Source organism: Halomonas profundus, assembly GCF_020865425.1.
GTDB lineage: Bacteria > Pseudomonadota > Gammaproteobacteria > Pseudomonadales > Halomonadaceae > Vreelandella > Vreelandella titanicae.
Map to the genome: position 1 here is coordinate 2,939,926 of NZ_CP086344.1, position 25,360 is coordinate 2,965,285.

The 25,360-nt window shown below is 58.3% G+C and carries 21 protein-coding genes and 1 riboswitch; of the genes, 3 read left to right on the forward strand and 18 right to left on the reverse strand.

Annotation, left to right across the window (positions count from 1 at the left end; translation table 11 throughout):
• Positions 1-114: 114 nt before the first annotated feature.
• Positions 115-1,277 (forward strand): IS3 family transposase gene (locus LMS44_RS13420; RefSeq protein ID WP_174788252.1). Its coding sequence is split into 2 segments (ribosomal slippage): positions 115-388 and positions 388-1,277, totalling 1,164 coding nucleotides; the frame shifts between segments, so codons are not numbered across the junction.
• 682 nt (positions 1,278-1,959) lie between these two features.
• Here LMS44_RS13420 and LMS44_RS13425 read toward each other — a convergent pair.
• Entirely contained in the window at positions 1,960-2,643 is a 684-nt protein-coding gene (locus tag LMS44_RS13425) for a TIR domain-containing protein (protein WP_498945363.1), read from the reverse strand.
• A 69-nt stretch (positions 2,644-2,712) separates the two neighbouring features.
• Between LMS44_RS13425 and LMS44_RS13430 the strand changes: the two genes are divergently transcribed.
• Positions 2,713-3,875 (forward strand): IS3 family transposase gene (locus tag LMS44_RS13430; protein ID WP_174788252.1). Its coding sequence is split into 2 segments (ribosomal slippage): positions 2,713-2,986 and positions 2,986-3,875, totalling 1,164 coding nucleotides; the frame shifts between segments, so codons are not numbered across the junction.
• Between the two features lie 368 nt (positions 3,876-4,243).
• Here LMS44_RS13430 and LMS44_RS13435 read toward each other — a convergent pair.
• The 8 genes from LMS44_RS13435 to cbiE all read right to left on the reverse strand — a co-directional run bounded on the left by LMS44_RS13435 (position 4,244) and on the right by cbiE (position 11,865).
• On the reverse strand, positions 4,244-5,818 hold the full coding sequence (locus LMS44_RS13435; protein ID WP_498945365.1) for a transposase: 1,575 nt from the start codon (positions 5,816-5,818) through the stop codon (positions 4,244-4,246).
• 668 nt (positions 5,819-6,486) lie between these two features.
• On the reverse strand, positions 6,487-7,041 hold the full coding sequence (locus LMS44_RS13440; RefSeq protein ID WP_476488264.1) for a hypothetical protein: 555 nt from the start codon (positions 7,039-7,041) through the stop codon (positions 6,487-6,489).
• A 521-nt stretch (positions 7,042-7,562) separates the two neighbouring features.
• Complete coding sequence (locus LMS44_RS13445) at positions 7,563-8,003, reverse strand: YtoQ family protein (protein ID WP_039859147.1); 441 nt, start codon at positions 8,001-8,003, stop codon at positions 7,563-7,565.
• 99 nt (positions 8,004-8,102) lie between these two features.
• Complete coding sequence (locus LMS44_RS13450; protein WP_236614949.1) at positions 8,103-8,609, reverse strand: hypothetical protein; 507 nt, start codon at positions 8,607-8,609, stop codon at positions 8,103-8,105.
• Between the two features lie 88 nt (positions 8,610-8,697).
• A complete protein-coding gene (cobF, locus tag LMS44_RS13455) occupies positions 8,698-9,462 on the reverse strand; it encodes a precorrin 6A synthase (protein WP_498945366.1) in 765 nt (254 codons plus the stop codon).
• A complete protein-coding gene (gene cobM / locus LMS44_RS13460) occupies positions 9,459-10,262 on the reverse strand; it encodes a cobalt-precorrin-4/precorrin-4 C(11)-methyltransferase (RefSeq protein WP_498945368.1) in 804 nt (267 codons plus the stop codon). The genes cobF and cobM overlap by 4 nt, the downstream gene beginning before the upstream one ends.
• Positions 10,259-10,645, reverse strand: a complete 387-nt coding sequence (locus LMS44_RS13465) for a cobalamin biosynthesis protein (RefSeq protein WP_498945370.1) — start codon at positions 10,643-10,645, stop codon at positions 10,259-10,261. Before LMS44_RS13465 ends, cobM begins: the two co-directional genes overlap by 4 nt.
• On the reverse strand, positions 10,642-11,865 hold the full coding sequence (cbiE, locus tag LMS44_RS13470; RefSeq protein ID WP_498945372.1) for a bifunctional cobalt-precorrin-7 (C(5))-methyltransferase/cobalt-precorrin-6B (C(15))-methyltransferase: 1,224 nt from the start codon (positions 11,863-11,865) through the stop codon (positions 10,642-10,644). The genes LMS44_RS13465 and cbiE overlap by 4 nt, the downstream gene beginning before the upstream one ends.
• Here cbiE and LMS44_RS13475 point away from each other — a divergent pair.
• Positions 11,864-12,601: a precorrin-6A/cobalt-precorrin-6A reductase gene (locus LMS44_RS13475; RefSeq protein WP_498945374.1), complete on the forward strand. Its 738-nt coding sequence runs from the start codon at positions 11,864-11,866 to the stop codon at positions 12,599-12,601. The two genes, cbiE and LMS44_RS13475, sit on opposite strands and share 2 nt — an antisense overlap.
• On the opposite strand, the gene cobJ is transcribed toward LMS44_RS13475, so the two are convergent.
• From cobJ to LMS44_RS13520, 9 genes are all read right to left on the reverse strand, one after another.
• On the reverse strand, positions 12,598-13,347 hold the full coding sequence (gene cobJ / locus LMS44_RS13480) for a precorrin-3B C(17)-methyltransferase (protein ID WP_476488270.1): 750 nt from the start codon (positions 13,345-13,347) through the stop codon (positions 12,598-12,600). The two genes, LMS44_RS13475 and cobJ, sit on opposite strands and share 4 nt — an antisense overlap.
• On the reverse strand, positions 13,344-14,069 hold the full coding sequence (gene cobI / locus LMS44_RS13485; RefSeq protein WP_113269536.1) for a precorrin-2 C(20)-methyltransferase: 726 nt from the start codon (positions 14,067-14,069) through the stop codon (positions 13,344-13,346). The genes cobJ and cobI overlap by 4 nt, the downstream gene beginning before the upstream one ends.
• Positions 14,066-14,695: a precorrin-8X methylmutase gene (locus LMS44_RS13490; RefSeq protein WP_498945377.1), complete on the reverse strand. Its 630-nt coding sequence runs from the start codon at positions 14,693-14,695 to the stop codon at positions 14,066-14,068. Before LMS44_RS13490 ends, cobI begins: the two co-directional genes overlap by 4 nt.
• A gap of 245 nt (positions 14,696-14,940) precedes the next feature.
• Positions 14,941-16,122: a ferredoxin-like domain-containing protein gene (locus LMS44_RS13495; protein WP_278371781.1), complete on the reverse strand. Its 1,182-nt coding sequence runs from the start codon at positions 16,120-16,122 to the stop codon at positions 14,941-14,943.
• Positions 16,100-19,930, reverse strand: a complete 3,831-nt coding sequence (cobN, locus tag LMS44_RS13500) for a cobaltochelatase subunit CobN (RefSeq protein ID WP_498945379.1) — start codon at positions 19,928-19,930, stop codon at positions 16,100-16,102. Before cobN ends, LMS44_RS13495 begins: the two co-directional genes overlap by 23 nt.
• Positions 19,930-21,066, reverse strand: a complete 1,137-nt coding sequence (gene cobW, locus LMS44_RS13505; RefSeq protein ID WP_498945381.1) for a CobW family protein — start codon at positions 21,064-21,066, stop codon at positions 19,930-19,932. Before cobW ends, cobN begins: the two co-directional genes overlap by 1 nt.
• A complete protein-coding gene (locus LMS44_RS13510; RefSeq protein WP_498945383.1) occupies positions 21,053-22,423 on the reverse strand; it encodes a hydrogenobyrinic/cobyrinic acid a,c-diamide synthase in 1,371 nt (456 codons plus the stop codon). Before LMS44_RS13510 ends, cobW begins: the two co-directional genes overlap by 14 nt.
• Positions 22,423-23,016 carry a cob(I)yrinic acid a,c-diamide adenosyltransferase gene (cobO, locus tag LMS44_RS13515; protein WP_498945385.1) on the reverse strand — a complete coding sequence of 198 codons (594 nt, stop codon included), beginning with the start codon at positions 23,014-23,016 and terminating at the stop codon, positions 22,423-22,425. The genes LMS44_RS13510 and cobO overlap by 1 nt, the downstream gene beginning before the upstream one ends.
• The gene (locus LMS44_RS13520) at positions 23,013-24,770 is read right to left on the reverse strand and encodes an ATP-binding protein (RefSeq protein WP_498945387.1); all 1,758 of its coding nucleotides are present in this window, start codon (positions 24,768-24,770) and stop codon (positions 23,013-23,015) included. Before LMS44_RS13520 ends, cobO begins: the two co-directional genes overlap by 4 nt.
• Before the next feature lie 334 nt (positions 24,771-25,104).
• Positions 25,105-25,296, forward strand: a riboswitch (cobalamin riboswitch).
• Positions 25,297-25,360 lie beyond the last annotated feature (64 nt).

Below are 25,360 nucleotides of genomic sequence, written 5' to 3' on the forward strand. Positions count from 1 at the left end.
TGCAGGGTTATCACTCATATTGGAGGCCTACCCGTCCAAGAATGTAATGAAGTGGTTATAGTTTCCCGGACACACAGACGCAGATAATATTATCTGCCCATCAAGGTGTGTGCCATGAGTCAGAAAAAAAGCAATTCGTATACAGCCGAGTTTAAAGAAGCCGCCGTCAAACTAGCGGTGGAATCCGATCAACCGATCGCCCAGTCGGCGCGCGAGTTGGGCGTTAACGTCAACACGCTGCATACTTGGATCGATAAATTCCATGGCAAGCAGACGAGTGATTCGAGTAGTGCGGTTGACGACAAGCACCTATATGAAGAGTTGAAGCAACTCCGGCGTGAGAATGCTCGGCTGAAGGAAGAGCGGGAACTGTTAAAAAAGGCGGCGGCCTTCTTCGCCAAAGAATCGAACTGAGGTACGGCTTCATCGAGGAGCATCGGGGCACGTTCAGCACTGCCCTGATGTGCCGAGTGTTTGAAGTCTCTCGCAGTGGCTATTACGAGTGGCGAACTAGACCGTCCAGCCAGCGAGTCCGGGATGATCAGGCGTTGAAGGCCAGTATTCGTGAACATCATAAAAAAAGCCGCTCAACCTATGGAACACGGCGTATTCAAAAGCAACTGGCTGAAGACGGAGAAACCGTCAGCCGCCGTCGAATCGGTCGATTGATGGGTGAAGAGGGCCTTGAGTGCAAGATGCGGCGCAAGTTCAAAGCGACGACCAATTCAAAGCATAACAAGCCGGTAGCCGCGAACCTGCTGAATCGTAACTTCACGGCATCAGAGCCTGATCAGGCTTATGTCGGTGATATCACCTATATCCCGACACGGGAGGGCTGGCTGTACCTAGCCGTCTTCATTGACCTTTGCTCACGAGCGGTCGTCGGATGGTCCATGGATAGCCGGATGCCGGCAGCGTTGGTGAACGACGCGCTGACCATGGCGATCTTTAAGCGTCGGCCAGCAGCCGGTCTGCTGGTTCACAGTGACCGTGGCAGCCAGTATGCCTCGGATAGTTTCCAGGGCTTGCTCAAGCAGCATGAGTTCAAGTGCAGCATGAGCCGCAAGGGTAACTGTTGGGACAACGCCCCGTCAGAAAGCTTCTTTCATACTCTAAAGACCGAGTTGGTGTATCACGAGGACTTTAAGACGCGAGAGGAAGCGAGGCAGGCGATCTTCGAGTATATCGAGGTATTTTATAATCGGGTGCGGCTGCACTCCAGCAACGACTATATGAGTCCAGCGGACTATGAATCGAGGCTACGTGCAGCCGCTTAAAAAAGTGTCCGGAAAACTGTTGCCAGATCAGTAATGCGTGTGGCAAGTCTTCGGATGAGATACCTCTCAGCTTGAACACCTCACATAGAAATCCCTCGGCGGTATTGAGTGCCTCAATCGCCGACTTCGCAGAAAGCGAATGGTAGGCGCTTGTATCCGCCATGCCATGAATTGCGATGCCAGGAATGGACAAGGTTTCGTGGGTGCTTGTGAAATGCATCAGCTTGTGCCGGATATTTTTCAGCGTTATGAACTGTTGCCCAGCACCTTCACCGAGAGGAAGCTTCTGTCCGAATACAAGAAGTGGCCACTCTTTGATCTTTCTGTCGAGACCGCACTGAGTGCTAGTTAGGTCGGCAGAAATCTTTTCGGCAGCGTGCGCATATGCTGGCTCGGTGATGAGAACCCTAAAGTACACATTGAAGAAAACCTCCACACATTGCACCGCGAGGATGACGCAAAGTGCAGCATCTTGCCGCAGCGCTGAGTCATCCTGCGCGACGTGAGATTCCGCGACGCGAACACAGAGCCGTCGAAGAGCCTGAAACAGTTCCCATACCATGTGATTCGGCGATGACAAAATGCGATCAGTGAGCATGAGGACTAACGCCAGGCTCTTGGGCTGCATGAAGCGTAGCGTAATGCAGCCCCTAGCAGCCGCTTATTAGACACTTCTGGACACCTAGAAAAAGCTATTGATAGCATACCCACACGCCCTCAACTCTCTCGCGACTTCGGTTTTCCAAGCCCCAGGCTGATCCAGGGGCACATAGACAACGCCACTAATGTCATTGGGCGTCTCTACATCGCCTTTGACCAAGGAGCATACGTTTTCTCTGCCAAGCTTTGCCATGAGATAGCCATGCTCGAAGACTACATTTTGACGAGCTCTATTTCTCGGGTGTTGATTCGACTCATGAACTCCACGACCATGGTCACATGCCGTATACAAGACAATCGCAAAGTCGGCATCGCTCGAATAGTGTTCAATTTTTTCAATGATTGTTCTCCCCGCGCTAGCTTGCTCATGGAGAATGATGGCCTCTAACCCAATCTTTTCAATGAACCGACTGACCTCTTGCTTTGCCTCGTTATCTCTCCCGTGTACGATGAATACCTTTCGCTTATTCCGCGCAACAGTATTGCGTGGGGCCGAAGACACTGCCGGGGCATTTAGCGATGCGGTCTTCTCACCATCAAGGCCAAATTCCAGGGCATCAAGAGCTGGGGTAAACTCTTCGGATATAAATGTTCTTCGTTCAGCATAGGTGCCAAATTTATGTTTGATGAAACCCCAGAACGTATCAAGACTACGATGCTGCTTTAACCATCGAGGGAGAAGATTTGAAATACTTGAATTGCTCAAAATGAAGTGGTTATAGTTTCCCGGACACACAGACGCAGATAATATTATCTGCCCATCAAGGTGTGTGCCATGAGTCAGAAAAAAAGCAATTCGTATACAGCCGAGTTTAAAGAAGCCGCCGTCAAACTAGCGGTGGAATCCGATCAACCGATCGCCCAGTCGGCGCGCGAGTTGGGCGTTAACGTCAACACGCTGCATACTTGGATCGATAAATTCCATGGCAAGCAGACGAGTGATTCGAGTAGTGCGGTTGACGACAAGCACCTATATGAAGAGTTGAAGCAACTCCGGCGTGAGAATGCTCGGCTGAAGGAAGAGCGGGAACTGTTAAAAAAGGCGGCGGCCTTCTTCGCCAAAGAATCGAACTGAGGTACGGCTTCATCGAGGAGCATCGGGGCACGTTCAGCACTGCCCTGATGTGCCGAGTGTTTGAAGTCTCTCGCAGTGGCTATTACGAGTGGCGAACTAGACCGTCCAGCCAGCGAGTCCGGGATGATCAGGCGTTGAAGGCCAGTATTCGTGAACATCATAAAAAAAGCCGCTCAACCTATGGAACACGGCGTATTCAAAAGCAACTGGCTGAAGACGGAGAAACCGTCAGCCGCCGTCGAATCGGTCGATTGATGGGTGAAGAGGGCCTTGAGTGCAAGATGCGGCGCAAGTTCAAAGCGACGACCAATTCAAAGCATAACAAGCCGGTAGCCGCGAACCTGCTGAATCGTAACTTCACGGCATCAGAGCCTGATCAGGCTTATGTCGGTGATATCACCTATATCCCGACACGGGAGGGCTGGCTGTACCTAGCCGTCTTCATTGACCTTTGCTCACGAGCGGTCGTCGGATGGTCCATGGATAGCCGGATGCCGGCAGCGTTGGTGAACGACGCGCTGACCATGGCGATCTTTAAGCGTCGGCCAGCAGCCGGTCTGCTGGTTCACAGTGACCGTGGCAGCCAGTATGCCTCGGATAGTTTCCAGGGCTTGCTCAAGCAGCATGAGTTCAAGTGCAGCATGAGCCGCAAGGGTAACTGTTGGGACAACGCCCCGTCAGAAAGCTTCTTTCATACTCTAAAGACCGAGTTGGTGTATCACGAGGACTTTAAGACGCGAGAGGAAGCGAGGCAGGCGATCTTCGAGTATATCGAGGTATTTTATAATCGGGTGCGGCTGCACTCCAGCAACGACTATATGAGTCCAGCGGACTATGAATCGAGGCTACGTGCAGCCGCTTAAAAAAGTGTCCGGAAAACTGTTGCCAGATCAAAAGATCGTGACGTAGGATCTCGTACTCCCGCTGATCAGCGGATAAGCCTGTAGCCCGAGATGTAAGAAGATTGGCCAAATAGCTTAGCTTATCGAAGTCGCTTTTTAAAAACTCTATACTCAAGTTTGAAATCCTATCCTGGTTCTATTGCCTAACGAGGCTGTAGAAAAAACCGATTTCGAGCCGTTTCCACCGCCTGTTGTCCTTATTTATTTACCCAGCCGGTCATCTGGCTGAGTAATCTTAATATCGGCATTTAGCCACTTTAGCGCCCAACTAAAGCTTGTTGAAGACGGCCTTTTGCTCTTAAAAAGCAACTTACTCCGCTCTAAGCCCTTCATGACGCGGCCATGTGGCCGTAATTCGCCAACTTTTCAATATTGTGCACTAAGCAGTAGAGCTGCCACTGACTTTGCACCTTTTTCTTACCCCGAAGGCTGAAGCGGTTCAACCTTTTCGTCGTGCCAATGTTACCGAATACAGGCTCTACGACTGACATGCGATGGCTGTAAATCTCTTTGCCCTTCGGGCTATCAACCCGATGCTTCATCCAGTCCGTATAATTGGGTAAGCGTTTGTTCTCGATAATAAAAGACACTTGTCGCCCTGCGCCGTTGCGATGGTCGGCCGAACTCGGGTTCTGCATGCATCGGTATTTCTTTGGGCAATGCCGACATTGCAGCAAACGCCCTTCAAAGTGTACCCGGATCTTGCCATTGTCTGTTTCTCGTTGCCCGCGATAGGACAGCTTTTCACCGGTGGGGCAGATACACGTTAGGTTTACAGGATCAAACTGGAACGCGCTGGCGGGCGTCGTCTCTCGCCAGCCTTTGTCCGGGAGGTTCTGGTGGCGCTTGCCGTATTTGTCTTTCTGGTCGGCGAACTTCGGATCTCGGCTGCGGAACTGGTTATCGGGGATGTAGCCGTTGATCTGCTGTTCGTACAGATACTTCATGTTAGCTTCATTGGCAAAGCCAGTGTCAGCGGTCACGACGGTGCCTTTCTGGTAGATGTTCTCGGCGATGCCCAGCTTCTTAAAACGCGCTTCTACCTGCTCCAGAACTGGCTTCAGGGTATGATGCTCCTGGCCTTCGCCGAAGGCCTGAGCATCAATGACGATCTGGTGCTTTTTATCCACCGTGGCTACGCCGTTATAGCCCTGGATCGTGCCCTTGCTGGTGGTCATTTTGGCACTTTCGTTATCGGTCAGATTGCTCTTCACTTCCTTGATTCGCTTCCCCTGGCCCATCCTTGGGCTGTGCATCTTTAGGAAACGATCCACTTTATTCATGGCGGCATCTAGCGAGAGAATCGTCTTGGCTCGGCGAATGTCCCGATCCAGGTCGGCTTCCGTTTCGGCTTCATCACGCGCGTAGTGCTCCAATAAATGATGCCGAATCAGTCCTCTTAGTTTCTCCCGCTTCTCGCCCAATTCTTTGAACGTACCCGACCACTCCTTAGAGGCATCGGAGGACCTCTTGCAGCCGTCAATGGCAAAGAGTTCGTTGCCCAGTAAGCCTTGTTCGTGGCACACCAGCAGCACTTGTTCGAACAGCGCTTCAATCTCATCGGCATGCCGACTGACGAAGCTTGCCAGTGTGGTGAAGTGGGGAACGGTATCGCAGGAAAGAGCTTTAAAAATAATATTGGTCTCGCAGCACCACTGCATTTCACGACTGGAGGTGATGCCTTTTGAGTAAGCAAACAGGATAATCTTAAGCAGGATGGCCGGATCGTAGGCCAGCCGACCAGTCGCATCGTTGCGGTACTTGGGATGGAAAACGGATAAGTCGAGCTTGTGCTCGATCAGGTAGTGCACCGCGTGTTCAAAGGTGCCTGGCTGGAGCTGATCCTGGTAGTTGATCACCACCATGGCGTTCTGATCGTAGTTATAAGCCTTGAAGCGCGGCATGCTGACCACTCCTCGTCTGTTTTCCCGATCCTACCAAAACTTAGCCGTCAGCGGAGTTTTTCTACAGGCTCAACGCCCACCATCACCGGTGACAAAGCCGCAGCGAAGCGGAGGGTTTGGCATCCGGTGCATGGCTTGGCTAGGTGAACGATTACCCATAGACTTTCTTTACCTTTGGCCTACGCCCAGCGATGTGGAGTCGAATGTAAATGCGCCGCCCCTTCATCGCCTTCCACCCCCAATCAAAGTGGTCTATCCCGCTAAAGTTGATAGTCTTGCTCGAATGCCCTTCAATTCTTACATCGTGTGCATCTGGCCCCGGGGAATCGATATGAGAATCCTTACGAAGCGGCCACCAGTTTGAACGATAGAACAACTCCCAGTAACCAAGAATTATTGGCTTTCCGGCTAAGTTACGAATGTGGATGTCATTGCCCATCCCTGGGTCACCCGTGAATCCATACCCAATATCAATCCGAAACCGGTCTCGCCAGAGCTCCCACAACTTTACGAACGCAAGCAGTGTGGAAAGACCTGCTCCCCACCAAGCGATATAGTCGATATTTACTTCTCCCACTAAGGTTTCCTTACGCCTAACGCTTTGGGTAAGCTGCCGGGACGGAGTGCAGCGTAGTACCGGTCAGCTTCACCCACTTGTTACATTGTGGCTACTTAATCCCAAAGGCCGCAACAATAAGGGCAACTGCTACACCGATGACAATGAGCCCCCACCATGTCTCATGCCACGCGGGGTCGTTGTTGGTTGCGTTGCTGATAACAACATCGACAGTCGCATTCTCCGCAACGGTTTCCAAACCAGCCTCTTTGCGCATTTCTCGTAAGTTAATCTCTTTTTCGATTTCAGATTTTAGCTCATAAAATTTAGCTCTTAACGTTCTATGGTCTGAAATAAACAGAGCGCAAATGCCGATCACGACCATTGGAGGAACGATGACCTTATAAAATTCCAAGATGCTCCTGCCTTCGAAAGGTACTGCGGGTATCGATTGCCAGAGACTACTGAGCGGAAATATCCATGTCGTATTTATTACCCAGCTCATTGCAGAATGAATACTTAGAGTGATACTGACGTTACTTCCCTCTGTCCAAAGGTAAAGACCTTTGACAATAGTCATCAAAAAATAGACAACTGCTAAAAAAATGACCAAATAGGATAGGAGTGATCTCCTTCTCGTCTTCTTCAGTTTTTCCTTCAGTTTCAACTCATACTCCTAGATTCGACAGAAAATGTAACAGCGATTAGACTGCACGTTTTGGTATTGAATGAACGCGCTGCGCTGTTCAACATTCTTATCGCGCGCGCCGAAGCAGTCCTAATCATCTGATATTTAAGTTAATTAATAATAGCTTGGCAGTATATCCAAAATTCGCGTACGCATCGTTTTGCTGATCTGATCATAATGTATTCATAAAATGGGCTTAGGTCACGGGACTCTGAAGAAAAATTGAGCTGGAGCATGTTTTGGGCAGCTGGCGCTGCCTTCGCGGGTGCCTTTTGGCTCGTTCCTCGCCAAGCGTTACGCCGCGCTACAAGTGTGCAATCGTTTGATTTTAAGGGGTTTGTAGTGCGTGGTAAGCGAAGTACATTCGCAATAGTGGCCTAGCACTATATTGGGCTGGATTGTTTATGGCGCGGGGGGGTCGCGCGCTGAAGCGCCCTCCCACAACGCCGGTTCAACACCACTAATGTGCAGTGGCAAGGTTTGTGGGAGGCGCCTTGGGTTTACGCTTTGAGAACGTAACGCAGAGTTTCAACCACTTGATCGGTGGTGGTGCACCAGGCGTTCGCGCCGGCATCGACTTCTTTCAGCGGGTGGACGATGTCTTCGCTGTGTAGAGTGATGTAGGGCTTGGCGAGGGCGGCGCAGTAGCCTGCGTCGAAGGCGGCGTTCCACTGTTTGTACTGGTCGCCGAAGCGTACAACGACCAGATCAGCCTGCTCGATCATGGTGCGGGTACGGATGGCGTTGACCTTGGAGGACTGGTGGTCGCGCCAGAAGCCATTTTCCGGCTTGCCCAGGTGGTCGCCGGCGGCGTCAGAGGCGGCGTGGTCGGTGACCGGAGCGGTAAACACGATATCCAGGCCCGCTGCCTCGGCGCCGCGCTGGATTTCTTCGCGCCAGTCGGTGTGAATCTCACCGGATAGATAAACGTAAAAGCTCATGGGGTGCTCCTGGAGTGTAAGCGAATGAAAAATTTTCTGCTTCCTAGACAGTTTTGAGTCCAATAGTTCTGCGCCTAGGGTAATTTAGTAACTGCTGAGTTACCCAGCTTTATCGTCATGGCGCCTTGCCGTGTCGACTCGTTCAACCAATTCTTCGAAAAGCCGATTCTCGCGTCTGAAAGTTTTGAACGATATATCGCCTGTATTCCAATTGGTTCTGGTCGGAAGGAAAGCAACCTCGCGGGTAGAGGTTTTCTCAGCGCCGGATCTTCGTAGCGTCAGTGTCACTTTATCGGGTGACACCATGGACTGATAGTTAACGTTCATCACATCCTTTAAATACACTATCTCTCGCTCTTTTCCGTACACAAACGTCAAGCTGTCACCATTGTCATACACACAGTTGGCTACACCTGCATAAGCCTTTTTAAACGAATGAGCCATAAAAACAATCATGCCAAGGGGGATAAATACGGCTATTGTAAAGCCACCTGCATGGTACAAAAATGACAAAGTCATCAAGCTGGTAAAGATTAACCATACGGCAGGAAAAATCCTGCGGCTAAAAACAGCTGAACGAGAGATAATACGCGCATCTTGTTGCATCGGCATAATTCCTTTAAGCACACATAAAGCCTATCAGCTCTCCAGATTATTTATAATTACTGTACGAGATGCCGCCCTCTACTCAGGCTTATAAGAGCGGCTCGCGCGCCATCAAATAACAGTCCATTATCCAGCCATAACTTTCGCGCAATTCGGCGCGCCGCTCGATAATCTCGTCGCTGACCTCATTAAGCCAGCCTTTGATTAGGCACTGTTTCTCCATGCCCAGGTAAGCGCCCCACCAGATGTAGATGTCGTCTTGCGGGAGCGAGGTAAAGGCCCCGCCGCTATCCAGCATTACCGCGACGGTGGCGGCATCGCTTGGCCAGCCACGCTCGCGCAGGCGACGGCCGGTGGTGATTTGTATCGGCTCGGCGAGGGCGTTGAGGGGGATTTTATGTTCGGCGGTGAGCACTTGCAGGCTGGTGATGCCTGGCACCACCTCTACATCAACCTGCTTACCCGCAGTGCTTAGGCGCTGGGTAATACGCAGGCTGCTGTCGTAAAGCGAGGGGTCGCCCCACACCAGCATCCCTACCCGCCCGCCGTTGGGAAGATGTTCATCGATTAGCTGCGCCCAGACGCTGGCGATGGCAGCGTGCCAGTCGTCTACCGCGACCAGGTAGTCATTGCGGCCATCGCGGCTGGGGAGGTCGAACTCGACGATTTTGGTGGTCACCGGCGCTTCCAGCAGCCGTTCGCAGAGCAAGCGGCGCAGGTCGATCAAATCTGACTTGGCCTCGCCTTTGCGGGGCAGCAGGATCAGGTCGGCGTTATTGAGAGCGCGCACGGCGGCCAGAGTGACGTGATCAAGGTTGCCGGTGCCGATGCCTATTAGCGACAGCGTGATCATGGTTCGCTCTCTTGGTCTTGGCTTGCCGTGGCAAAAGGCGAATCCGCCGATTGGGGACGAAAGCGTCGGTCGTAGCCCACAGCGTAGAGGCTGCTCTCCTGGAAGTCGTCGCTCTCCAGCACCGGCCCCACCAGAATTAGCGCGGTGCGCTGCATGGTGTCATCGATCAGCGCTTCTATGGTGGCTAGCCGCCCACGCACCACCCGCTCATCGGGCCAGCTTGCCCGCCATACAATTGCTACCGGGCACTGCTCGCCGTAGTAAGGCGTCAGGCTCTCGACCACCTGGGAAAGATTATGGATGGAGAGGTGAATGGCCAGCGTGGCACCGGTGCGGGCGAAATTGGCAAGTGTCTCGTCGCTAGGCATGGCGCTGGCCCGCCCCGGCGTGCGGGTGAGCACTACCGACTGGGCGACACCGGGCAGCGTTAGCTCCTGGCCCAAGGTTGCCGAGGCTGCCGCGAAGGCTGGCACACCGGGGGTAATGCTGTAGGGGATATCCAGCTCACGCAGGCGGCGCAGTTGCTCGCCCATGGCCGACCACAACGATAGATCCCCCGAATGCAGTCGGGCGACATCCTGGTCTTTGGCGTGGGCGCGGCTGATCTCCTGCATGATGTCATCCAGCGAGAGCGGCGCGGTATTGATCACCCGCGCCCCAGCTGGGCAGTGCTCGAGGATTTGCTCCGGCACTAATGAGCCCGCGTACAGGCACACCGGGCAGGCGGCGATCAGGTCGCGCCCGCGCAGGGTAAGCAGATCCGGTGCGCCGGGGCCTGCGCCGATAAAGTGTACTGTCATTGTTTATTTCCTTCTGCTAACGCCAACGCGGCGGTGGCCTTACGATCCGCTGAAATTATCCGTGGCCCTAGCAGCGTTGCCCCTGGGCCTGCCGCTAATAGCGCCACGGCCTCAGCCACGCTGCCCGTACCGCGCGCCTGCATACTCTGTGTTGAATGAGTAAGCGTTGTCACCGTCGGTAGCTCGGCGTCCGCCACGGCGATAACCTTGATGCCTCGCAGTCGTCCCAATTCTTCGACTAACGGCAGCATGGAATGAGCCGCCGCCAACTTATCGATAGCCCCGTAGTGCTCGGTAAGTTGATCCAACGCCTGGGCGAGCGACTCAAGCGGGGCTTCACTGCGAAAACCAAACCCTGCTATTTTCAACGCCGATTGCTTCATCGAACGCCCCGCCACTGAACAATCGGGTAGCTGGCCTTCCAGCCCCGCCGGGCGCCGATGGGGGCGGCGTTGGCAAGTTCCAGCCGCAGCAGTTCGCCACCTACCTTGTGCTGCCAGTGCGCCAGCAGCGCTTCGGATTCCAGGGTGACGGCATTGGCGACGACGCGCACGCCTTCGGGCAGGCGCTGCCATAAGTCGTCTAACAGCGCTTGGGATAACCCGCCGCCGATAAATACCGCATCGGGAAGCGGCGTATCGTTTAGCACTTCCGGCGCGCTGCCCTCTTTTACTTCCAACCAATCGACGCCCAGGTTCTCTGCATTGCTCCCCGCTCGCGCTGCCCGTTCTGCGTTTTGCTCGAAGCCTACCGCCTGATTATCAGGGTGAGCGAGCAGCCACTCAATGGCGACCGACCCCGACCCGGTGCCGATATCCCATAGCCGCTCGCCGGGCATGGGGGCCAGCGCCGCCAGGGTGATGGCGCGAATGGTCTGTTTGGTGATCTGGCCGTCGTGGTCAAAAAAGTGATCCGGCAGGCCGGGCGTCAGCGGCAAGGCGGGGCCGTTACCAGCTACTTCCAACGCTAACGCGACCGGGTGGGCGATATCCTGGGGCAAGCTGGCGTCGACACGACAATGGCGAATGCGCTCGTTATCGCCGCCCAGGGCTTCCTGTATCGTTAGCTGGGAATCCCCAAAGCCGAATCGGCTAACCAGGGAGGCAAGTTCAGCCACCGCTTCGCCGTCTCTTACCAGCACCAGCAAACGCCTACCGGCATGCAGGTAAGGTCGAATGCGCGTCAGCGGTTTGGCGTGCAGGCCCAGGCAGGTGCAGCGCTCCAGCGGCCAACCCAGGCGGGAAGCCGCCAGGCTAAAGGTGGAAGGCGCTGGCAATGCCAGCCACTCGTCAGCGCTGAGATGCTGCGCCAGGGTGCTGCCCGCCCCAAACCAGAACGGGTCGTTCGAGACCAGCATGACCACCCGACGGCCGCGCTGATTAAGCAGCTCTGGAATGCCATCAGCAAAGGGCACCGGCCACTCAATCACCTCGGCATTTAGTGGCGGCAAAAGGCGCAGATGGCGGCGTGCGCCGAACACTACCTCGGCACTTTCCAGTGCGGCGCGGCTTGCCGCCGTTAGCGCCTGTGTGCCACTCTCCCCCCAGCCTAAAAGGGTCAGCCAGGGAGCCTGACCCACTGGAGCATGAGAAATTTCAACCATGATCAAGATCCTAATTCTCGGGGGAACCTCGGAGGCCAGCGCCCTGGCCAGTGCGGTTGCCAAGCGCGGGCTTCCCGCCATTTTCAGCTATGCAGGTCGTGTTGCCACGCCTAAACCCCAGCCGCTGCCGACTCGCATTGGTGGGTTTGGCGGCGTTAGCGGCCTTGCCGCCTTTGTGGCACAGGAGCGCATTACCCATATCGTTGATGCCACCCACCCCTTTGCCGCGCAGATGAGCACGAACGTAGTCGCCGCCGCGGCCCAGTGCGGCGTAAAGGCCATTGCCCTTACCCGGCCTGCCTGGCGACCCGTTGAAGGTGACCAGTGGCAAAGCGTGGCAAGTATCGATGAAGCCGTCAGCGCCCTGACGGGCCCGCCCCAGCGAGTGCTGCTCGCCATTGGCCGAATGCACCTTGCAGCCTTTGCCGCCCAGCCCCAGCACCATTACGTGCTGCGCTTGGTTGACCAGCCTACCAGCCCGCCGCCGCTGCCGGATGTCAGCACCGTGATTGATCGAGGCCCGTTTACGCTGGAAGGCGATCTCGCCCTGTTGGAAAATCAGCGCATCCAGCGCATCGTGTGTAAAAACGCCGGCGGCGAAGGGGCCGCGTCCAAACTCACCGCGGCAAGAACCCTCGGCCTGCCCATTGTGATGATCGAACGGCCAGCACTGCCACCCCGCCACGAAGTTCATTGCATCGATGACGTGTTTAGCTGGCTCAGCGACCACGTTTAATCAGCCGAGCGCGGCGTATAAACCAGCGGCGATCCACTGCGGTCAATCAGTCGTGTCTGCTGTGAGCCGACGATCACCAGCGTGCGCATATCGGCCATGTCCGGCGTTGCCTCGCCTAGCGTGGTGACGCGAATCGACTCTTCCGGCGTGGAAACCGCCCGGGCGAAAATGATCAGCCTATCCGGCCCGCAGACTTCCCGCAGTACGTCCAGCGTGCGCTCGAAGCCCGCTGGGCGTGCCTTGGAGCGGGGATTGTAAAACGCCATGGCGAAGTCGGCCTCAGCGGCCAGGCGCAGGCGCTTTTCAATCAGTGCCCAGGGCTTCAAATTGTCGGATAGATTAATGCAGCAGAAGTCGTGCCCCAGCGGCGCGCCGACGCTTGCGCTGGCGGCCAGCATGGCGGAAATACCCGGCAGTACCTGAATATCCAGCGTGCGCATCTGGGCATCGCCCGCTTCCAGCGCCTCGAACACCGCAGCGGCCATGGCAAAGACGCCGGGGTCGCCGGAAGACACCACCACCACCCGGTGGCCCTCAAGCGCCAGCTGTAGCGCCTGCTCTGCCCGGCGGATCTCTTCGCGGTTATCCGAGCCGTGGCGGACTAATCCAGCACGCGGCGCGACCCGATTAACGTAGGGCACATAGCCCACCACGTCGGTGGCTTCCTCCAGCGCAGCAGTTACCTCGGGGGTGACCATGGCCTCTGAGCCCGGCCCCAGGCCGACGATTTTCAGCCAGCCGCTCATGGTCGCCTCCCGTGGCCATGGATCAGCACAATCGAGAAGTACGGCACGCTCTCGCCCACGTCCGCCAGCGGCAATACGCGTTGTTGCGACATGGCGGCGTACTCGATCAGCCAGGCTTCGCCTTCGCGACCAGCGTGAACCAGGGCCCGGCGTAGCTTGGCCAGGTTACGGCCTATCTTCATCACTACCAGCGCGTCGGTTTGGGCGATGCGCTCGGCCAACGCGTCTTCGGGTAGCGTGGCCATCAGCACGGTCAGGATGTCATCGCCCCAGGTAATGGGCTGGTCGGTGGCCGTCCACGCCGCCGACATGCCGGTAATCCCCGGCACTACCGAGACTGGCACGCGGTTCAACAGTCTCGTGTAGAGGTGCATGAAGGAGCCGTAGAAGAACGGGTCGCCTTCACACAGCACCACCACATCGCACCCGGCTTCTGCCATCTCGATAAGCTGGGCCACGCTGCGTTCGTAGAAAGCTGCCAGTAGCTCATTGTAGCGCGGGTCGTCAAAGGGAATTTCCGTGGTGACCGGGTATTCCATGGGCAGCTCGATCGCGCCGGGCGGGATCATGCCCTCCACGATGGTGCGCGCATGGCCGCAGCGGCCCTTTTTACGGAAATACGCCACGTGGGTCGCCCCGCGTATCAGGCGGTCAGCGCGCACGCTCATCAAGTCTTGGCTGCCTGGCCCCAGGCCAACGCCGTATACAGTTCCCTGGGTCATTCGATGCGATCCGCCATGGCGTTGATGGCCGCCACCGTGACGGCGCTGCCGCCCAGACGCCCGCGGACGATACAGCTGGGCAGTGCCGGGTTAGCCAACAGCGCTTCCTTGGATTCCGCCGTGCCGACAAAGCCGACCGGGCAGCCGATAATCGCCGCCGGGCGCGGGCACGCCGGGTCTTCGAGCATATTGAGCAGGTGAAACAGCGCGGTGGGCGCGTTGCCAATGGCGACCACGGCGCCTTCCAGGTGGGGCCGCCAGAGTTCCAGCGCCGCCGCCGAGCGGGTGTTGGCCATTTCCTGGGCAAGGCCGGGCGTGCGCTCATCGTTGAGGGTGCAGATGATCTCGTTGTCAGCGGGCAGCCGTTTGCGGGTGATGCCTTCCGAGACCATTCGAGCATCACAGAGGATCGGTGCGCCCTGCTCTAACGCGGCACGGGCCTTATTGACCACGTCGTTTTGAAAATGAATATGCGCGGCCAATTCCACCAGCCCGGCGGCGTGAATCATGCGCACCGCCACGGTCTCTTCTTCCACTGAAAAGCGGCCAAGCTCGGCTTCACTGCGAATAATCGCAAACGACTCCCGGTAAATCGCCGGGCCACTGGTTTCATACTTATAGGGCACCCAAACTCTCCAAATAAACTAATTCGCAGTTACTGGTCTGCAAGGCATCCGTGCCAGGGCAGGTTTCCCCGAGGGCGCTGTGAACTCATCCGTGGGCGCTACTTTCGACATCTGACCGCCATGGATGGCGGAAATGCCGGAGATGTCGGGAACATTTTCCGGCCTGTCGAAAGACCCTCGCTACAACCTGCCCTGGCACTCAGCTATCCAGCATATAAGCCACTATTTTTTTAATATCGCTAAACCTAACGGCTTTCGCTGAGCTTTTTAATAACATCCAACGCCTCATTCTCAGTGAGGCCTGACTTAACCGGTGCGCTATCGGCGCGGCCATTGATTATCACGTCAAAGCGACCATCGCGGCCGGTAAGACACAGCGCTGCCGGTCGTTGGCGGGCGCAGCCTTTAGCGCAGCCGGATATATGCACGGTTCCTTCCACCCAGCCGTTTAGCTTCTCGGCAAGCGGCTGGGTGGCGACACTCGCCTGTTCGCAATAGGGCGCGCCGGGGCAGGCGTTCATCGCTAGCCGCGGGTCACTATTATGACGGATCAAGCCATCAATCGCGGGTAGTGTATCGCAATCCTGCAACAACAGGCGCCGCCAGGGGGTAACCTGCACAGCACTGATATTTACTAACGAGGCACTTGTTAGAGAGCCACTTACCGGGGAGACCGCCTCGCGCAGTGTATCAGCCGCTACCCGGCCAAAAGGCAGGCCAACCACCATGCCCTCGCGATGTTCGCCCAGCGCCAGCTTCTCACCGGGGGGTGCAGGGGCGGTATCAGCCGGCGCCCAATCGGGCAGCGGTGCTGTGTGACGACGCATACGCCCGGCATCCCAGCCGCCGGTAGCCACGAACCAGTGGGTCAGGCGTATCAGCTGCTCGACGGCGGCATCGGTATCGCTCACCGCCGTGCCTAGCGCGTAGCCATCGGCGCGTACCAGCAGGTCGCCTTCTGTTGAGCGCTCGATACGAAAATCGGCGGCGCTGTCGACAAGCACCGGAGCGTTTCCCGCATCGATGGCGATGCCGACCTTGCCGGGCATGGTGGCTAATTCGCTACCCCGCGTCTGCAACAGGCGGGCAATGGTATGGGTGTCATCGCCCTTTTGCCAGGCGGGCACCAGCATCAGCTGCGGCTGACGTTCTGCTTCCGGGTCGTCGCTCACCAACTGATGTTCGACCAGAAACGCCATCAGCGGTGGCCAGCTTGCGTCGGTCACACCACGCAGCTGCAGGTTGGCCCGGCTGGTCAGCTCGATTAAACCGCTGCCGAAGGTCTCGGCGGCGTCGCACAGTGCCACTACCTGTTGGCTCGATAGCTGGCTCAGCGACGGGCGCACACGCACCAGCAGGCCATCGCCGGTGGCCATGGGTCGCCACGCGCCGGGGCACCAGCCTTTAATGCGCGGGCTGGGCAACATGACCACTGGTCTCTTTGGCTTCGTCCATTTCCAGCAGCAGATCCTGAAGCGCCTGGCCGTGCTCGCCTGGGTCTTGCCACATGCCCCGCTGGGCGGCTTCGAGTAAGCGCTCGGCCATCTCTTCCAGGGCGGCTGGGTTGTGCTCGCGCAGGAACTGCTGATTGGCGGCGTCGAGCACCAGGGCGTCGCTCACCTGGGCGTACTGGTAGTCGGCAATCAGATCGGTGGTGGCGTCGTAGGCAAACAGGTAGTCCACCGTGGCGGCCATCTCAAAGGCGCCTTTGTAGCCGTGCTCGCGCATGGCGTTGATCCATTTGGGGTTCAGCACCCGCGAGCGAATCACCTTCGCCAGTTCCTCTTTCAGGGTGCGAATCTTGGGCATCGCGGGGTTGGCGTGGTCGGCGTGGTAAATCTCCGGCGCCTTTCCACTCAGCGAGCGCGTGGCGTTGGCCATGCCGCCCTGGAAGGCGTAATAGCTGTTGGAATCGAGGATATCGTGCTCGCGGTTATCCTGGTTTTGCATCACCGCATCCAGCCCCTGGAGCTGCTGCTCGAACGCCGACCGCGCAGCGGTGCCGGAGGCCTTGAACTGGCCGTAGGCGTAGGCGCCTGTCTCCATGTAGGCCTCGGCCAGATCGTCGGCGCTGTCCCAGGCGCGGTTTTCAATCAGCCGGTTGAGGCCCGCGCCGTATTCGCCGGGCTTGCTGCCAAAGATGCGGTAGCTCGCCTCCTGAGCGGCCATCTCGGGGCTTAGTCCCTGGTCTTCCAGTTCTCGCTGGCGGGAAAGCACCGCCTCGCGGATGGTATTGCTATTACCTGGTTCCTCGTACGCAGCCACCGCCTGCACCGCGGCATCAAACAGCCTAATCACGTTGGGGAATGCATCACGGAAGAACCCGGATACCCGCAGCGTGACGTCTACCCGTGGGCGATTGAGCAGCATCGAGGGGATGACCTCAAAGTCGCTCACCCGCTGGGAACCCAGCGACCAGATGGGCCGCACGCCCATCAGCGCGAAGGCCTGGGCGATGTCATCGCCGCCGGTACGCATGGTGGCGGTGCCCCAGATGGATAGCCCCAGCCGCCGCGGGTAGTCGCCGTGATCCTGCAGGTAGCGTTCGACAAACGCCTGGGCGGATTTTTCGCCCAGCGTCCAGGCGGCGGGCGATGGAATCGAGCGGTTATCGACGCTGAAAAAGTTGCGCCCGGTGGGTAGCGTATCCAGCCGCCCCCGGCTGGGCGCACCGCTGGGCCCGGCGGGCACGAAGATGCCCTCGAGGCCGTCGAGCAGGGACTGAATTTCCATTTTTACGCCGCGCTGCATGGTGACCCATAGCTGGTCGCGGGCGTAGCGCAGCTGCGCTGCCGTATCGGGGTAATCTCGGGCCAGGTCATCCAGGCAGCCGTCTGCCAAGACGTAGTCGGCCACCCAGCGCTCGGCCAGCAGTTCCAGCCGCTCGCGAGCATCTGCCCCGGTACGCCAGGGGGTATCGAGCTGCCGGCTTAGAATGGCCGGCTTAGGCCCCTGCCAGGGCTCGTTGCCCGCGGCTAGCGGATCAAAATCCAAGCCTAGATCGCTTGCTAGGTTATGCAGCAAGCCGCGGCTTGCCACCGCTTCGCCACGGGGTAGTCGCAACAGCGCCACCAAGGTGCCCGCCCGCTTCTCTTCCGGCGGCAGCGTGCCGAATATGTGCAAGCCGTGACGGATCTGTGATTCCTTGATGTCGCACAGAAAGGTATCCAGCGCGTTGAGAATCTCGGCCTCACATTCACCGCTTGCCACGTGGGACAGTTCCTGATCAATGCCGGTATCACGCAGGTGGGCGAGAATCTGGCTGCGTATTAGCGCTTCCCGGCGGGGATCCATATCCAGCGCTTGATAATATTCGTCGGTGAGCGCTTCAAGCTCGGCCATAGCGCCGTAGAGTTCAGCCCTGGCCAGCGGCGGCATCAGGTGGTCGATGATCACCGCATGGCTGCGGCGCTTGGCCTGGGCGCCCTCGCCGGGGTCGTTGACGATAAACGGATAAAAGTGCGGCAGCGGCCCCAGGGCAATATCCGGCCAGCAGTCGGCGCTCAGGGCGATGCTTTTACCCGGCAGCCACTCCAGGTTGCCGTGCTTGCCCACGTGGATGACCGCATCGACCTGGTAGTGCGCGCGCAGCCAAAAATAAAACGCCAGGTAGCTGTGGGGCGGCGCCAGCTCCATATCGTGATAGGACTGGGTGAGATCGTCGATAAAATCGCGTTCCGGCTGGATACCCACGAAGGTCTCACCCAAACGAATACCCGCAATCATCAAGCGCCCCTGGCGGCATTTGGGGTCTTCGTGAGGCGCGCCCCAGCGCGTCCATACGGTTTCCTGAAGCTCAGTGGGCAGGGTTTGAAACCAGGCCAGATAGTCGTCAACGCTGATGCTCTGCCAGCAGGCGCGCTGGTCGAGGCTGCCGTGATCGTTGGTCACCGCGCCCTGAAGCTGGCGGATCAATTCATCGCCGTTTTCCGGCAGATCGCTGAGCGGGTACCCCGCCTCTTTCAGGGCGCTGAGAATCTGCAGCGTCGACGCGGGGGTATCCAGCCCGACCCCGTTACCGATCCGGCCATCGCGATTGGGATAGTTGGCCATGATCAGCGCAACACGCTTCTGGCCGTTGGGGGTCAGCCGCAGCGAACAAATGCGCCGCGCCAGCTCGGCCACAAAAGCGGCCCGCTCCGGGTGGATCACGTGGTGGGTCACCGCCAGCTGGCAGCGCGGGTTGTAGTGGGCCTCGGCTTTAAAGCCCACCGCCCGCGTGATGACGCGGCCATCCATCTCGGGAAGCACTACCTGCATGGCCACATCGCGGCTATGCAGCCCGGCGGCCATGCCCTGCCAGTCTTCCGACGTGCTGCTGGCAAGAATCGCCTGGAGCACTACGGGTCGGCCTACAAAGAGGTTGTCGGGTAATTCCTCTCCCAGGGCATCCAGCCCGTCGGCGTTGCGGTTGACCGCAAAGCTGGTGGTATTGATCACCAGCATGGCGCCGGTCTGCTCAATCAGGTGATTGATAAAATCAATGCACGGCCCCTCTTTCAGGGACGCCACGGCCACCGCCAACGGCTCCAGCCCCTGGTCTTTAAGTGCTGCCAGCAAGCCGTCGGGTACGGCGGTGTTCGCCCCCTGCAAATGGCTGCGATAAAACAGCAGCAGGCACACCGGCCGCCCGGGCACCTGGTGATCGCGCCACTCGCTGAGGCTGGTCGCCTGCTGCTCCTGCGACGCATAAATCACCGCTGGCGGGATGACCTTGGGCTCCTGCCAGTCGCCCATGTGCTTATCCATGTATTCATTGGCGACAAAGCGCAGCAGTTGCTCGGCGTTATCAGTGCCACCCTCACGCAGGTAGCGCCACACGCGATACGCGTCATCAAAGGCGATGGTGGAATCTTCCAGCAGGGCGTCATCGGGGGCATCGCAGCCCGGCACCATTATCAGCTGGCGCTCGGGTTTCGCCGCCGCCCAGGCGAGCAGGCGTTCGTGGCCATACTGCCAGTAGGCCTTGCCGCCCAGCAGCGAGACGATGACCAACTGAGCCTTTTCCAGCACCCGATCTTCGTAGAGATCATAGGCGGCCGGTTTTACCAGGTTCATCCAGTTGGCCAGCCGCACCGAGGGGTACGCCTCGCCCAGACGATCCACCGCCTGGGCCAGCGCCGACAGATTGCTATCGGCGGCGGAGAGTATCACGACCTCGGCGGGGCTCTGTTGCAGATCGATGATGCCTTCATCATCGACAAAACCTCCGGGCTTGGCGGCAAATAAGTGCATTAGCTAGCCGTATGCGACTGTTCAGGGTTCATTTCAGCCGCGGTAAGCTCGTTTTGCAGCAGTTGGCTATCCAGCGATTTGCCGATGATCACCAGCTGGGTCTGGCGCGTCTCGTCCTGGCTCCACAGCCGGTCGAAGTAGCCTTCCAGGCGCTCGCCCACCGCCTGGATGACCCGACGCATGGGCTTGCCGGGGATCGCCGCGAAGCCCTTGGCGCGGTAGATCTCGTGGCTTTTCAGAAGCTGTTGCAGCTTGTCGGCCAGGATGTCGCCATCGACTTCGCCCAGGGTGATCACGCAGGAATCAAAGTTATCGTGGGCGTGGTCGTGGTGAGCGCCTTCGGCGTGGTGCTTATCGTGGTGATTGGTAATGCTATCGATGTTTTTTTCGCTGGCCGCACCAATGCCCATCAGCGCTTCCAGCTGGGTGGTGTCGGCGGTCTGGGTCTGATCGATAAATAGCGTTTTCACCGAGGCACTCACCCGCGCCTGAATCACTGCTTCCACCTTTGTGCGCTCTTCCGGGCTGAGCAGGTCGGCCTTGCTGACCAGCACCAGATCCGCCGCGCTGAGCTGGTCATCGAGCAGCTCGCGCAGACTGGGGTCGTGATCCAGGCTCTCGTCGGCGAGGCGCTGGGCTGCCACCTTATCCACGTCGCTAGCATAGCGCCCGGCGGCCACGGCGGGGCCGTCGATCACGGTAATAATCGCATCCACGGTGCAGTGCTGGCGGACGTCGGGCCAGTTGAACGCCTGCACCAGCGGCTTGGGCAGCGCCAGGCCGCTGGTTTCGATCAGGATGTGGTCGATATCGTCACGGCGGGCGACCAGCTTTTTCATGACCGGCAGAAACTCTTCTTCCACCGTGCAGCAGATACAGCCGTTGGCCAGTTCATAGATACTGCCGTCTTCACCGGCTAGCTGCCCGCCTTCGCTACCCTCTTCACACCCCAGCGCACAGCTGCGCAGCAGGCTCGAGTCGATATCCTGCTCGCCGAACTCATTGACGATCACGGCGATCCGCTTGCCGGTCACCTGACGCAGAATATTGGCCAGCAGCGTGGTTTTGCCGCTGCCGAGAAAACCGGTGACGACCGTGGCAGGAATCTTATTCAGCTGTACGTTATTGGGCTGCATGGGTAAATGCCTCGCTGTGTTGCGGTTCGCAGTACGCCGGGCTGGCAGAAAAGAGCCTTGCCACAGCGTCAGGATTATTGGGGAAAAACAGATGTAAATAAGTCGCCGTCAGGCGCTTTTGACGGTAAATCGCCTCCCCCGGTGCGGGGTGCCGCTGGCGTCGCCCGTGGCCAATCGGCTCGGGGGTGCCTTCCGCCATGGAGCGGTGGTGCGCGTGACCGCGAACCGGGCCTTCCGGCAGCTCGGCGGTTTGCATTCCCTGGCAGCCGCGGCGCCCGCGCATGGCCCCCTGCCCAGGCAGCAGGCCCAGCATGGTATGGGTGATATCGTCGTAGTCGGTCAGGCTTTCCAGGCAGTACAGCAGCCCGCCACACTCGGCCAGAATGGGCATGTCGGCGCGGTAGAAAGCCTCAATGGCCGAACGCATGGCGCCGTTATCCGCAAGCGTTTGAGCGTGAAGCTCCGGGTAGCCACCGGGCAACCAGAGGGCGTCGCATTCCGGCAGGTGGCTATCCGTCAGCGGTGAAAAGAAGCGCAGCGTGGCGCCCATCTGCTCCAGCAGATCAAGGTTGGCCTGATAGACAAAGCTGAAGGCGGCATCGCGGGCCACGCCAATGGTGTGGCCTTTGAGCAACGGCTTAACGGCCGCAAGTTGTTCCTGGGGCGCGGTAAAGGTCACGGGTGAAAGCGCCGAGAGCGCGTCCAGCAGCCCGGCCGCTTCCAGCGCTTTGGCGCCCGCCTCGAAGCGGGCTTCCAGATCCTCGCGAATCTCCGCCGCCTGGACGAGGCCCAGGTGGCGCTCGGGGAGCGACAGCTCGGGGTCGCGGGGCATGGCGGCCAGTAGAGGAATCGTCGGCGGCAGCGCCCCTTCGATCAGCTCGCGGTGGCGCTGCGACCCGCAGGCGTTGGCGATCAGCCCGGCGATATGAATGTCGTCGCGAAAGCCGACCAATCCCGAGACCAGCGCGGCGGCGGTCTGGGCCATGCCTTTTACATCCATGACGATCGCCATGGGAATATTAAACAAGGCCGCCAGATCGGCGCTGGAGGGCTCGCCGTCGAACAGTCCCATGGCACCTTCGACTAAGATTAAATCCGCTTCACGGGCGGCATCATAAAAGCGCTGGCGGCAGTAGGCTTCGCCTGCCATCCATAGATCCAGTTGATCCACCGGCTGACCGGAGGCCTGGGCGAGTATCTGCGGATCCAGGTAGTCCGGGCCGGTCTTGAACACCCGCACCACCTTGCCCTGGTTGCGCAGCAGGCGCGCCAGGCCCGCCGTGACGGTGGTTTTGCCCTGGCCTGAGGCCGGGGCAGCGATAAACAGCGCGGGGCAGCGAGCGGTTGGCGTCGTCATCAGTATTCGATCCCTGCCTGGGCTTTGACGCCGCCGCGAAAGGCGTGGCGCTCATCCTGAACGACGCTGATGGTATCGGCGATTTCCTGCAGCGGCGTGGCCATGGTGCGCCCGGTAATGATGACGCTCTGGTGCGCCGGGCGGCGCTTAAGCGCTTCCACTACCGGCTCGGGGTCGAGATAGCCGTACTTGAACATATAGCTCATCTCGTCCAGCACGATCATATGATAGGCGGGGTTCTCCAGCAGCCCTTTGGCGACGGCCCAAGCGGCCTCGGCGGCTTTGATATCCCGCTCGCGGTTCTGGGTTTCCCAGGTAAAGCCGTGGCCCATGATGTGCCAATCGAGCTTGGGATGATCGCGAAAGAACAGGTACTCGCCGGTTTCGCGGCGGCCTTTGATGAACTGGATCACCGCGCACTGCTGGGCGTGCCCCAGTGAGCGCGCCATGGTGCCGAAAGCGGAGCTGCTTTTACCCTTGCCGTTGCCTTTGAGCAGAATCAGCACGCCGCGTTCTTCCGTCGCCTTGCTGATGCGCTCGTCGACCACGTCTTTCTTGCGCTGCATGCGATTGAGGTGGCTTGCGTCGCTCATGAGGAATTCCCAGGTTGATGTGCAGAGAAAGAAGGCGCCATAGAGGGTTTGTCAAACGAGGCCGGCCAGTAACGCGCACCCAGCTGCTGGGCGATGCGCGCGCCCTGCCCGCGTTTGACTTTCGACTGTTCGGTATCGATCAGCAGACAGTCCTCCAGCGGGGCGAGATCGTCAACGGCTTCCCGGGTGCGGCCATCGGTAATCAGATAGGTGCGCACCTTCAGGCCGGGCTCGCGGCGCTGCCACTGGCGGATCAGCCGCTTGGCTTCAATAATCGCTTCCCGCAGCGGGGTACCGCCACCGCCTTTGGCACTATCCAGAGTGCTCCGCGCGTTTTTGGGCGCTCGGCGGCGAGAGAGTATCGACACCACGCCACCATTACCAAACCCAAGCACCGCCACCTGCTCCCGCGCGGCGTAGGCTTGGCTGACCAGCGATTCGACCAGCCCCTTTGCCTGGCCCAGCAGGCGCTGACCCAGGGTGGAACCGGAGGTGTCCAGCAGCACCAGGTGCGCTGTCGCCTGCCCAGAGCGGGTCTTGCGTATCTTTAGCTGCTGCCAAGGCCACTGACCGCGATTGGCGATAACGGTCGCAAACCCATCCAGCCGGGAAGTCGTCACTTGGGATCGCCCCTGGCCCAACGCACCACCTTTTCCAGCGCTAGCGTTGGTATCGGTGCGGTTGGCCAGCTTAAAAAGATCTTCGCTATCGGGCAATTTCACCGCTGGTTGGATAATCGCTTCCTGGGCTATGGGAGGCATTGCGCCCCACTGGCCCTGTTCAGCGCTCTGTTGGGATGAACCAGCGGTCGATGCGTTATTGCCCGACGACGAACCGCTCTCGTCTTTCGAAGGTGTTCCATTAGGTGGAGATGATGGCGGGCTCTGCTCAGGCGGTTGGGTACGCCGATGAGCCAACACCCAGGGTTCAACGGTGTCGATATCCTGCTGCTCCACGCTAGCCACACCACGCCAGGCCGCATGGGCCTGGGCGGCGCGGTGCCAGGTAACGTCTGCCCGCAGACCTTCAACGCCCGCGGCTTCACAGCAGTTGGCAATCGTTCGATACACCCAGGTGTCGGTGGTGATCTCTTTGAGCAAGCACTGCGCTTTAGCAATGCGCCCGGCCAGAGCGGCCTGGGCATCCTCAACGCGTTCGAGCGTGCCAGTGGGGTCGCGGTCAAAGGCTTCCCGTTGCTGCACAATGGCAATGCGCTCGTCGATGCTTATGGTTCCAGCCTGTTCAAGGCAGAGGCCAAAGCGGTCAAGCAACTGAGGGCGCAGCTCGCCTTCGTCCGGGTTCATGGTGCCGATCAGGCTAAAGCGCGCCGGGTGGGAGTGGCTAATGCCATCGCGCTCAACAATATTGGTACCGCTGGCGGCCACGTCTAGCAGCAAATCAACCAGGGTATCCGGTAGCAGATTGACTTCATCCACATAGAGCACCCCGCCGTCGGCTTTAGCCAGCAGCCCGGCATGAAAGGTAGCTTCGCCATTGGCCAGTACCTTTTGCAGATCCAGACTGCCAACCAGCCGGTCTTCGCTGGCACCCAGCGGCAGAGTGACAAAAGGGGCATGTTTTCCTTCGCTATCGCTGGGCAGAATGGCGGCCAGCGCCCGAGCTAAGGTGGATTTAGCGCTGCCCCTTGGCCCACTAATCAATACCCCGCCGATGCGCGGGTTAATGGCGTTAAGGAGCAGCGCGGTCTTCAGCGACTCCTGGCCGACCACCGCCGCAAAGGGGAACTCACTCACCGGCACCTCCCGTGCTGGCCAAGCCCGCTAACCGATCACTACTAGCCAACTGATCTGGGGAGCATGGAACTTGAATATGATTCATGGCATCTAGCCAAATGTTAATAAAATCATTCATAAAGAAGTGGGAACAGAAAAGGTGTTCAGTATAGAGGAAGGGGTGGCGGCGAGGCCAATTTGTTGCAAGCTATTAACTTTGCGAGGGCATATATCACTTACGCTAAGGATACAGTTGGATTTTTACGCTCCTACATAATACAATGTTATAACATATCATTTTAAACAAGAACTCATAAGATCCTTAGGCTTTCTGTTGTTCGCTATCCATCTGCAACCTAGAATGGCCAGTGTCGGTGTTCCCAACGGAACTTAATAGAGAATCCGCCGCGGCTTGCCGCGAACCGGAACTGCCCCCGCAACTGTAGGCGGCGAGCGATGCTCTTTAATGCCACTGGACACAGCGTCTGGGAAGGCGAGCTAGCCATGACCCGTCAGTCAGGAGAACTGCCGATATATTACTTACATCGAGCGAAGTGGCTCGGTCAGTATTTTCTGCCCGAATGCGGAGCTCATCATGCACGGGAGTGTAC

What these genes read in the sequence shown, in the direction of transcription:
- LMS44_RS13435 (WP_498945365.1), bottom strand. Translation starts at nt 5,818, where the DNA reads ATGCCGCGCTTCAAGGCTTATAACTACGATCAGAACGCCATGGTGGTG.
- LMS44_RS13445 (WP_039859147.1), bottom strand. Translation starts at nt 8,003, where the DNA reads ATGAGCTTTTACGTTTATCTATCCGGTGAGATTCACACCGACTGGCGC.
- LMS44_RS13450 (WP_236614949.1), bottom strand. Translation starts at nt 8,609, where the DNA reads ATGCAACAAGATGCGCGTATTATCTCTCGTTCAGCTGTTTTTAGCCGC.
- cobF (WP_498945366.1), bottom strand. Translation starts at nt 9,462, where the DNA reads ATGATCACGCTGTCGCTAATAGGCATCGGCACCGGCAACCTTGATCAC.
- cobM (WP_498945368.1), bottom strand. Translation starts at nt 10,262, where the DNA reads ATGACAGTACACTTTATCGGCGCAGGCCCCGGCGCACCGGATCTGCTT.
- LMS44_RS13465 (WP_498945370.1), bottom strand. Translation starts at nt 10,645, where the DNA reads ATGAAGCAATCGGCGTTGAAAATAGCAGGGTTTGGTTTTCGCAGTGAA.
- LMS44_RS13475 (WP_498945374.1), top strand. Translation starts at nt 11,864, where the DNA reads ATGATCAAGATCCTAATTCTCGGGGGAACCTCGGAGGCCAGCGCCCTG.
- cbiE (WP_498945372.1), bottom strand. Translation starts at nt 11,865, where the DNA reads ATGGTTGAAATTTCTCATGCTCCAGTGGGTCAGGCTCCCTGGCTGACC.
- cobJ (WP_476488270.1), bottom strand. Translation starts at nt 13,347, where the DNA reads ATGAGCGGCTGGCTGAAAATCGTCGGCCTGGGGCCGGGCTCAGAGGCC.
- cobI (WP_113269536.1), bottom strand. Translation starts at nt 14,069, where the DNA reads ATGACCCAGGGAACTGTATACGGCGTTGGCCTGGGGCCAGGCAGCCAA.
- LMS44_RS13495 (WP_278371781.1), bottom strand. Translation starts at nt 16,122, where the DNA reads ATGTTGCCCAGCCCGCGCATTAAAGGCTGGTGCCCCGGCGCGTGGCGA.
- cobN (WP_498945379.1), bottom strand. Translation starts at nt 19,930, where the DNA reads ATGCACTTATTTGCCGCCAAGCCCGGAGGTTTTGTCGATGATGAAGGC.
- cobW (WP_498945381.1), bottom strand. Translation starts at nt 21,066, where the DNA reads ATGCAGCCCAATAACGTACAGCTGAATAAGATTCCTGCCACGGTCGTC.
- LMS44_RS13510 (WP_498945383.1), bottom strand. Translation starts at nt 22,423, where the DNA reads ATGACGACGCCAACCGCTCGCTGCCCCGCGCTGTTTATCGCTGCCCCG.
- cobO (WP_498945385.1), bottom strand. Translation starts at nt 23,016, where the DNA reads ATGAGCGACGCAAGCCACCTCAATCGCATGCAGCGCAAGAAAGACGTG.